Annotated in this window: 9 protein-coding genes; 3 read left to right on the top strand and 6 right to left on the bottom strand. The window is 59.1% G+C overall.

The features are described from left to right. Both AB4043_RS11760 and AB4043_RS11755 read right to left on the bottom strand, forming a co-directional pair. Positions 1-1,003: sensor histidine kinase (locus AB4043_RS11760; protein ID WP_442307116.1), on the bottom strand; the 1,003-nt coding region annotated here is incomplete at its 3' end. Beyond that, the gene (locus tag AB4043_RS11755; RefSeq protein WP_442300624.1) at positions 984-1,193 is read right to left on the bottom strand and encodes a hypothetical protein; all 210 of its coding nucleotides are present in this window, start codon (positions 1,191-1,193) and stop codon (positions 984-986) included. The genes AB4043_RS11755 and AB4043_RS11760, both read right to left, overlap by 20 nt. A 59-nt stretch (positions 1,194-1,252) precedes the next feature. On the opposite strand from AB4043_RS11755, the gene AB4043_RS11750 reads away from it, so the two are divergent. Further along, positions 1,253-1,879 carry an OmpH family outer membrane protein gene (locus AB4043_RS11750; protein ID WP_442307115.1) on the top strand — a complete coding sequence of 209 codons (627 nt, stop codon included), beginning with the start codon at positions 1,253-1,255 and terminating at the stop codon, positions 1,877-1,879. 444 nt (positions 1,880-2,323) lie between these two features. Here AB4043_RS11750 and lepA read toward each other — a convergent pair whose 3' ends face one another. Continuing rightward, a complete protein-coding gene (gene lepA / locus AB4043_RS11745) occupies positions 2,324-4,126 on the bottom strand; it encodes a translation elongation factor 4 (RefSeq protein ID WP_442300626.1) in 1,803 nt (600 codons plus the stop codon). A gap of 87 nt (positions 4,127-4,213) precedes the next feature. Between lepA and AB4043_RS11740 the strand changes: the two genes are divergently transcribed. Then, the gene (locus tag AB4043_RS11740; protein ID WP_442307114.1) at positions 4,214-6,031 is read left to right on the top strand and encodes a transglycosylase SLT domain-containing protein; all 1,818 of its coding nucleotides are present in this window, start codon (positions 4,214-4,216) and stop codon (positions 6,029-6,031) included. A gap of 123 nt (positions 6,032-6,154) precedes the next feature. Continuing rightward, the gene (locus AB4043_RS11735) at positions 6,155-6,904 is read left to right on the top strand and encodes a hypothetical protein (protein WP_442300628.1); all 750 of its coding nucleotides are present in this window, start codon (positions 6,155-6,157) and stop codon (positions 6,902-6,904) included. Between the two features lie 395 nt (positions 6,905-7,299). Here the strand turns inward: AB4043_RS11735 and AB4043_RS11730 are convergent, their stop codons facing one another. From AB4043_RS11730 to lpxA, 3 genes are all read right to left on the bottom strand, one after another. Then, complete coding sequence (locus tag AB4043_RS11730) at positions 7,300-7,845, bottom strand: peroxiredoxin (protein WP_442300629.1); 546 nt, start codon at positions 7,843-7,845, stop codon at positions 7,300-7,302. A gap of 48 nt (positions 7,846-7,893) precedes the next feature. Further along, positions 7,894-8,760, bottom strand: coding sequence for an LpxI family protein (locus AB4043_RS11725; RefSeq protein ID WP_442300630.1), 867 nt, complete (start codon positions 8,758-8,760; stop codon positions 7,894-7,896). Next, the coding region (gene lpxA / locus AB4043_RS11720) for an acyl-ACP--UDP-N-acetylglucosamine O-acyltransferase (RefSeq protein ID WP_442307113.1) at positions 8,757-9,375 on the bottom strand (619 nt) is incomplete at its 5' end. The genes lpxA and AB4043_RS11725, both read right to left, overlap by 4 nt.

Genomic DNA, 9,375 nt, shown 5'->3' with positions numbered 1-9,375 from the left:
CATCCGCTCCATAGAGCAGGCGCAGGCGCTGCCTCGAATTCTCAAGTCCGGTTCCGGAGACCTCGATCGCAGTAGAGATTGCTGTCGGGAGAGGATTGGTGACCATGATTTGCAGGGTGTTGTCCGCGATGCTGGAGCGCAGGACAACCTCGCCACCCTGCTCGATGCGCGCAATGCCGTGCTTTACGGCGTTCTCGACCAGATGCTGGACCGCCATCGGAGGAATGAGAGCCTGCCGGGCTTCGTCGGTGATCTCGCAACGCACTCTCAGTCTGTGTTCGAAGCGCATCTGTTCGAGTTGAAGGTAGTCGTCGACGACAGCGAGTTCGTCCTTGAGCGGAATCTCGCGACGTTCTTCGGTTCGCAGGCCGGCACGCAGCAGACCGGCAAGGCGGGTAAGGGCCAGGTCAGCCTGCGCGCGGTCTTCATACATGAGGGCGCGAATGGTGTTGAGCGCGTTGAAGAGGAAGTGCGGATTCACGCGGGCGCTCAGGCTACGGTACTGTGCCTCCTGCGCAGCAAGTTCGAGCTCAAGGCGGCGAGCCTCATCGCGGCGGCGCTCGCGAACAGTGTGGATCAAGGCGTAGACGATGACCCAACCGAAGAGCATGATGCAGTTGTTCACGTAGAGGGAGACAGCGATGCCGCGGTCGACCTTGCCCAGCGTGATATGGAGAAGACGGTCGTTGATCGCGATCATCAAGGCGCTCATGAGCGCTGCCATAGCGAGAAACAGCGGCACCAGACGCGGCAAGAGTGCGCGCAACGGCAGCGTGATCCAACGGCGCAGGCCGAGATGTAGCAGGTGTGAGGCTACGATGCCGTAGATAAGGTAGAGCCCATAGGACAGAGCTACCTGTCCGAAGAGTTTTCGCGTAAGGGGGTGGTGGCTGTACTGCAGATAGACCAGGGCAATGGAGAAAAGGATGAGGCAGAGAATTCCCCAGCCGCCGAGCTGCAGCCAGAGGTAACGCCGCGTAAGACTACTTCGCCGTACGGCCAAAGAACTCYTCCAGGATCCTGTTAACGCGCGCCATCGCATTGAGGACACGGAAGTCGTGGTGGCTGTCCTCCAGGACAAGGTGTGCCACGGCGGCGCCGGCTCTGCGTTCCAGTAGGGCGGCCGCGCGCGGGAAACTCTCGGCAAGCAGAAGGCAGCCCGCCAGAAAGATGACCAGCGCAATCAATAACATCACCAGACTCCTGAAGCGAATCATAGGGTAGTACCTCGGCGAAGTCTGAGATTAAAGGGGTGGCACAGACCGCCGCTCCGCAGCCCGCTGCTCCCGCTGCGGCGCCGCAGCAGGTGAAGCCCGAAGCCGTTCCCGCGAAGATCGCCCTGATCGCCTTCGAGCAGGTGGTTCTCGCCACCAACGAGGGCCAGCAGGCGGTCGCCACCGTCCAGAAGAAGTACGAGCCCACCAAGGCCAAGATCGAAGCTGCGGGTAACGAAGTCGATTCGCTGAAGAAGCAGCTCCAGAGCGGCACCAGCCTTTCGGACGATGAGAAGGCCAGCCGCGCCCGCACCATCGACACGAAGGAAAAGCAGCTCAACCGCGATGCCGAGGATGCACAGGCCGCTTACAACCAGGACCTGCAGGAAGCAATCAGCAAGATTGCCGGTAAGGTGAGCCAGGTAGCCCAGCAGTATGTCGCCAAGAATGGCTACACGCTTCTGATCGACATCGGCAGCCAGCAGAGCAACGTAATGTGGGCGACTCCGAACACCGATATCTCRCAGGCCGTTGTAGATGCTTACAACACCCAGTCCGGTGTTGCTGCTCCTCCGCCGTCTGCTCCGTCGGCCACTAAGCCGGCGACGCCGCGTCCTTCAACGACACCGACGACGCCGCGTCCTTCGACGACCCCGAAAAAGTAAAAACCAATTCCGCGAAACGAACTGAAGGGCCGGAGGAACATCCTCCGGCTCTTCGGCATTTCTGTGGAAAACTCTGTGGATCACTTTTGGGTATTGGCGGGAAAACGCGGATCCGCTTTTGAAGAATGCACTATCTATGGTTCGCTGTAGGTCGATAACTATATTATTTTCAATAAGTTATAGAGATTGTTTGACGGCGCGACAGAGATGGTTTTGAGTTTTTCCCGTTACGGACCCGAAACAGGCTTTCCACAGATCGTGTTACACCACCGTTAACGATCCTGCTGAATCTAAAGAGACGGCTCTCGCAGGCTAAGGCGTTTTCTCCTGATGGTGTAGAGCCGAAGCGCTTTGACTGGTAGGCGCGGTTTTCCTTCGAGAAAACGGTATTCGCAGATTTATCCAACGCTACAGGTATTAGGAGAATTGCTCTAGGGCAGGCCCTTAGTCTTCCCCGATCTTGAGGACGGCGAGGAAGGCCTCCTGCGGGATATCGACTTTGCCGATACGCTTCATCCGCTTCTTGCCTTCTTTCTGCTTTTCCAGAAGTTTGCGTTTACGGCTGATGTCGCCGCCGTAGCACTTGGCGATCACGTTCTTGCGGATGGCGGTGACGGTCTCGCGGGCGACAATCTTTGAACCGATCGCAGCCTGGATGGCGACCTCGAACATCTGCCGCGGGATCAGCTCCTTCATCTTGTGCACGAGCGCCTTACCGCGTTCATAGGCGACATCGCGGTGAACGATGATGGAGAGCGCATCGACCGGTTCGCCGGAGACGAGGATATCCATCTTCACCATCGGCGAGACCCATGTGCCCGTGAGGTGATAGTCCAGCGAAGCGTAGCCGCGCGAGACGGACTTCAGGCGGTCATAGAAGTCGAGCACGATCTCGTTCAGCGGCAGCTCATAGGTCAGCATGACGCGTGTCGGTGTGATGTACTCGAAGTTCTTCTGCTTGCCGCGCTTCTCTTCCACCAGCTTCAGAATGCCGCCGACATATTCTTCGTTGGTCATGATCATCGCGGTGATGATCGGCTCTTCGATCTTTTCGATCGAGGTGACCTCGGGCCAGCGCGATGGATTGTCCACCTCAAGCACCGAACCGTCGGTCATGGTGATCTTGTAGCGCACGCCAGGGGCGGTGGTGATCAGATCGAGGTTGAACTCGCGCTCCAGGCGCTCCTGGATGATCTCCATGTGGAGAAGACCGAGGAAGCCGCAGCGGAACCCGAAGCCAAGGGCGGCCGAGCTTTCGGGCTCGAAGAAAAAGCTGGAGTCGTTCAGGCGCAGCTTTTCGAGAGCGTCGCGGAGCAGGGTGTGCTCATGCGAGTCGACCGTGTAGAGACCGGCGAAGACCATGCTCTTGATGTCTTCGAAGCCGGGCAGCATTCCCGTCGCCGGATGAGCTGCGTCGGTGACGGTGTCGCCGATCTTGGTATCGGCCACGTTCTTGATAGTAGCGACGAAGAAGCCGACCTCGCCGGCGCCGAGGGACTCGATCTCGACCGGCTTGGGGGTGAGAACACCGAGGTTCTCGATGTCGAAGACCTTGCCGTTCGACATCAGCTTGATCTTCTGGCCCTTGTACATGCGGCCGTTGATGATACGGGCAAGTACGATCACGCCGCGGTAGGCATCGAACCAGGAGTCGAAGATCAGCGCCTGCAGGGGAGCATCGCTGTGACCTTTCGGATGCGGCAGCAGATGAACGATGGATTCCAGGATCTCATCCACACCGAGGCCGGTCTTTGCGGAGACGGGGACTGCGTGGTCCGCTGGCAGGCCAACGGCCTGCTCGATCATCTCCTTGGTGCGCGGGATATCGGCGCTGGGAAGATCGATCTTATTAATGACCGGAATGATCTCGAGACCATTGTTGATGGCGAGGTAGGCGTTCGCCAGGGTCTGGGCTTCCACGCCCTGCGAGGCATCGACGACCAGCAGCGCGCCTTCGCAGGAGGCCAGCGAGCGCGAAACCTCGTAGCTGAAGTCCACGTGGCCGGGTGTATCGATCAGGTTCAACTGGTAGGTCTGTCCGTCGCGTGCGGTGTACATCATGCGGACCGAGTGGGCCTTGATGGTGATGCCGCGCTCGCGCTCCAGATCCATGGCGTCCAGCACCTGAGCCTGCATCTCGCGCGCGGTCAAAGAGCCAGTCATCTCCAGCAGACGGTCTGAGAGTGTGGACTTGCCGTGGTCAATGTGCGCGATGATCGCGAAATTTCGGATGTATTTAGGATCCATCTCGGGTGGGAACAGCCTCAACCTCCATCTTAACATCCGAGCGGAAAGGGGAGGACCACAACCATTGGGAGAAGTTGGCGTCATACAATGAGCAGGAACCGCGTGCGACAATCTGCCTCCATGCCGACCCGATTCGGCAAAGTACTTCTGGGCCTGGCCTGCATCCCCGTGGTGTTTCTTACGGGGTGTCCGCAGCAGCAACCGGTGAAAGCACCCACACCGCAGGCTCCGCCTACGATTACAGCCACTCCGGTGCCGGCTGCGGCTCCTCAGGTTCCTGACTACGCCGCGCGCGCCCAGGCTACACGCGTGCAGCAGCTCATCACCCAGGTCGATCGCAGCTATAACTCCGGTCTGCAGAACTATCGCGCCGGAAGACTCGATGCGGCACGCATGGACTTCGATGCATCGGTCGACATGATGCTGACCAGCGGTCTGGATATCCGGTCGATTCAGCAGCTCAATGACGAGTTTGAGCGCGTGGTCACCGCAGTGAATGCGCTGGAGCTGGACGCATTGAAGCAGGGCACCGGTTTTTCTCCGAAGCTGGAGGCCGCACCTCTGGACGCGGCCAATGACGTGACCTTCTCCCCCGATCCCGAGCTGACCGCGAGATTGAATGCCGAGCTGCGCACCACGGTGTCGGACTTTCCGCTGGCGGTGAATGACTACGTCGCCGGCTTCATCAATTACTTCACGAAGTCTCCCGGCGGGCACGTGCATCTGTTGCGGTCGCGGGAGCGTGCCGGCAAGTACAAGGACATGATCCAGAAGATCCTGCGCGAGGAAGGTGTCCCTCAGGACCTGATCTATCTGGCGGTCGCCGAGTCCGGCTTCCAGCCACAGGCATTGAATGGGAAGAGCGGCGCGGGCGGCATGTGGCAGTTCATGCCGTTTGCGGGCGCCTACGGGCTTACACGCAACGGCTGGGTGGACGAACGGTTTGATCCGGAGAAGTCTTCGCGCGCTTATGCGAGATATATCAAGGAGCTCTACAACCAGTTCGGTGACTGGTACCTGGCTCTGGCTGCCTATGACTGGGGCCCGGGCAATGTGCAGCGCGCGGTGATGCGCACCGGCTATGCGGATTTCTGGGAACTGTACCGGCGCGGCAATCTTCCGGGCGAGACCAGGAACTACGTGCCTGGCATCATCGCGGCCATCATCATGGCGAAGAACCCGCAGCAGTACAACCTGACGGAGATCAATCCGGAGCCGCCGGCGGTGTATGACACGGTATCGGTCAGCTCGCAGGTGGACCTTCGCCTGGTGGCGGACGTGACGAACTCATCGGTTGCGACCCTGGTGAGCTTGAACCCAAGTCTGCTGCGGCTGGTGACGCCGCGCGATATGACCTTCGATCTCCATATCCCGGCGGGGACGAAGGACGAGTTCCAGAAGCGCATCAGCGCCATTCCGGAAGACAAGCGCGTGAGCTGGCGCTTCCATGAGGTGCGTGGCGGCGAGACGTTGAACTCGATCGCGGAGAGCTTCCACGTCCATGCATCCGAGATCGCCAGCGTGAATGACATCGCCGATGGAAGCGCGCTCGATCTCGGCGACGAGCTCGTGATCCCAGTTGCCCCGGTGAGCACCACCAGCGCATCGGGCGCGGTCCATATCCAGCGTTACACGATGCGCAGGGGCGATACGCTGATCACCGTGGCAGACCGCTTCGGTGTCAGCGTGGAGCAGTTGAGGCGCTGGAATACATTGCGTTCAAGCCAGGTAAGCGCAGGCAAATCGCTCATYGTGAGTGAGCCGGTAAGGCTTGCTCCACAGGGGCGTGGAGCTCGCAAGAAATCATCGAACGCGAAGGCTTCGACATCAGCAAAGAGCTCTTCGAAGAAGACTGTGACGACATCAAAGAAGCCGTCGAGCTCGGCTGCCAAGAAGCGACGGTAAGCAAAAAGAGTTCCTCTAACGCAACTTCTTCTTGCCAACGCTTCCTCATCGTTGCATTCTTTAGCTAGAATTCGTTCCGCTGACGCTGCGTCATAATGACTGCAGACAGGGTGGAGGAGATATATGGCCTACGACGACGAGATCATCAAGCTTCATGCATCGGCTGTAGAAGACAACTACGACGACGAGTCCGAAGACGACCTCGACGAAGTCGATGAAGAAGAGGAGGTCGAGGTGACCTCTGATGATGATGACGCCGAGCCTTTGCTGCATGAGGTGCTGCACGCCGAAGAGGTAAGCATCCCGACGGCACCGGCCGATGCGGTTCATACCTACGAGCCTGCGGAGAAGGAGCCCGGGCTTGCCATTGCTGCTGCCTCCGCGCCCACACCGATGAAAAAGGCTCCGGCGAAGAAGGCTTCTGCTAAGAAAGCCGCGCCGAAGAAGGCCGCGGTCAAGAAGGCTGCGGTCAAGAAGGTGGTAAAGAAAACCGCCGCTAAGTCCGTTAAGAAGGCTGTAGCGAAAAAAGCAGCCAAGAAAACGGTGGCGAAGAAAGCCGCCAAGAAGGCCGTCGTGAAGAAGGCCGCTAAGAAAGCCGCGCCGAAGAAGGCTGCGAAGAAAGTTTCTACGAAATCTGCCGCGAAGAAGTCGAGCGCTCTACGCGGCGGAAAGGCGACCCCCAAAAAGGCCGCCGCTAAAAAGGGCGCTCAAAAATCATTGAAGAGAGGTATTACCTTGGCAACGAAGAAAGCTGCAAAGAAGGCTGTTAAGAAGGCTGTGAAGAAGGCTCCGGCGAAGAAGGCCGCGAAGAAGGCCGTCAAGAAGGCTGCTAAGAAGGCCGTCAAGAAGGCCGCTAAGAAGGCCACGAAGTAACTCTGTAACCTAAGGCAAGCAAAAAAGCCCGGTTCCTCGAATGAGGCCCGGGCTTTTTTGCGTCTGTACGACGGTGTCTCGGCAGATTCGTCTTGTGTCTGGAGAAATGCTCTAGCGTTGCGAGCGTTCACCCCAACGAACAAGTTCGTTRGGGACCCCGAGGGTGGGGCACCCAGGTAGGCATAGAGAGCAGCTCCGTCAAGCGAGCTGGTTCGTTGGTCCCGACCCTTAATGCTTATCTCGCCCGGGTGCCCCACCCTCACGGAGTTAGGGTGGGCGGGGAGCCCCGAGTCCCGAACAAATACAAAACGAACATGTCGGATAAACGCGAGGGGGAGTTTGAAGCAGCAAAAGAGGCCCGCCGAAGCGGGCCTCTTTCAAGGGAACGATGCGATCTAGTTGTGTGCTGATGCGATCTCGGCCAGCACCTGTTCGGAGTGGTTGGGGATGTCTTTTACCTCCCACACCTTGACCACCTTGCCCTTGGGATCGATCAGGTAGGTGGTGCGGGCGGCAAATTTCATGGTGCCGCGTTCGGCGATGGGGACGTTATAGGCATCGATGACCTTGTGATCCGGGTCGGCGAGGAGCTTGAAGTCGAAGGTGTCTTTGCTGCACCAGGTCTTGTGGCTCTCCACGGTGTCAAGGCTTACACCCAGAACCACTGCCTTGGCGGCTTCGTACTTCTTGATATCGCGCTGGAAGTTATGGGCCTCAATCGTGCAGCCCGTGGTCTGATCCTTGGGGTAGAAGTACAGGACGACCCACTTGCCCTTGTAATCGCTCAGGTGGACAGCTTTGTCTTCCTGCGAGATGGCTGAGAAGTCCGGCGCCTTCGAGCCGACCGGAAGGTAATCGCTCGCGGCCCTTGCCTTCAGAGCGAAGGTTCCGGACAGGGCGAGGCCTGCGATGACGACTGCGGCAAACAAACCTTTACGCATGCTGCAATTCTCCTTGAGTGAAGCGTCACTAGTGTATTCCTGGCCCTATCAGACGGATGTCACCGAAATGGTAATGTTCGCGGCATCGGCCGCGGCAACAATCGCGGTCTGATCGAATACCAGGGTGCGCCCAGCCTCGATGGAAAGACATGTCGCTCCCGCCGCGATCATGGTCTGAATGGTCTTCAGGCCGATCACAGGCACGTCGAAGCGCATGTCCTGACGGGGCTTGGCTACCTTGATGACTGTTAGACGGCGGGCCAGCGTAGAAGACTCATCCTCGAGCGTGCGAAAAATTTCCCCGGCCCGGGCGATGGTTGCATCCGTACCCTCCATAGCCTCAATCGCAACGCAGGCCTGGGCGGCAACAACGACTGTTTGCCCAAGGTCGAAGCCGGCGATGCCCAGAGCAACTTTCCTGCCGTACTCGATATCGGCGAGCTCCTGCTCATCGGGGTGGCGGCTGGTGAGCACGCCTGGTTTGGCGAGAAGAGGCTCGAGGTAGGTGGTGGAGGAGATCAGCTCAATGCCTTCGTCGCCCAGCACCTTGGCCACGGCTCCCAGAAGCATGTCGGTGTTGCGGGTGCGCAGATTCAGCAGCAGCTTGGCCAGGCGCCAGTCCGGCCGGATGGAAGAGAAGATCTGCTTATGCTTCACCTGCCCGGCCATCACGGCACGGGTGACACCTTCCTTCTGGAAGGTCTCGATCAGCTTCGAGAGCTCACCGAGCGAAAGCCAGTGCACGCGCACACCAGGGTCGCGAGCGGCAATCTCATTCATCTCGAGGTCGGTTTCTTCTTTGATCGCGGCCACAACGACGGTCAGGCCGTGCGAACGCGCGGCTTCGAGCAAGAGAAAGGGGAACCTTCCGTTCCCCGCGATCAATCCAAGTTTTCCGTTGCCGCTCTCGCTCACCGAATGACTCCGCGGTGGCTGCGGCCGATGAACTCCGCCAGGTAGGCAACCTTGTCACCGAACTCGCCCGCAGCTACCTTCTCGCGGATCGACGCGAGGGCATCGCTCATATTCAGCTTGGAACCGACGATCAGCCGGTAGGCGGCGCGGAGCTCTTTGATCTCTTCGAGCGTAAATCCACGGCGCTCAAGCCCGACCTTGTTGATGGAGTAGGCATGGTTCTCGCGGGTTGCGCTGGTCAGCGAGTAGGGCATCACGTCCTGCGTCGCCATGGTGCCGCCGCCGATGTAAGCGTATTTGCCTACGGCGCAGAACTGATGCACGGCGCTGAAAGCGCCGACGGTGGCAAAGTCTTCTACGACAACATGGCCTGCGAGCGTGGCGTTGTTGGCAAAGATGCAGTGGTCACCGACATGGGAGTCGTGCCCGATATGCGCGAAGCACATGAACAGGTTGTTGGATCCGATGCGGGTCAGACCGCCGCCACCTGCAGTGCCGCGGGAGATGTTCACGCTCTCGCGAATGTCGTTGTTGTCGCCGATGATGACCTGGGTCGCTTCTCCCCGGTACTTCAGGTCCTGCGGAGGAACGCCGATGCAGGCGAAGGGGGAGATG

This window comes from Terriglobus sp. YAF25 (genome assembly GCF_052113305.1).
GTDB lineage: Bacteria > Acidobacteriota > Terriglobia > Terriglobales > Acidobacteriaceae > Terriglobus.
Note: the sequence above shows the minus strand (reverse complement) of the source record. Positions and strands in the feature narration are given on the sequence as shown.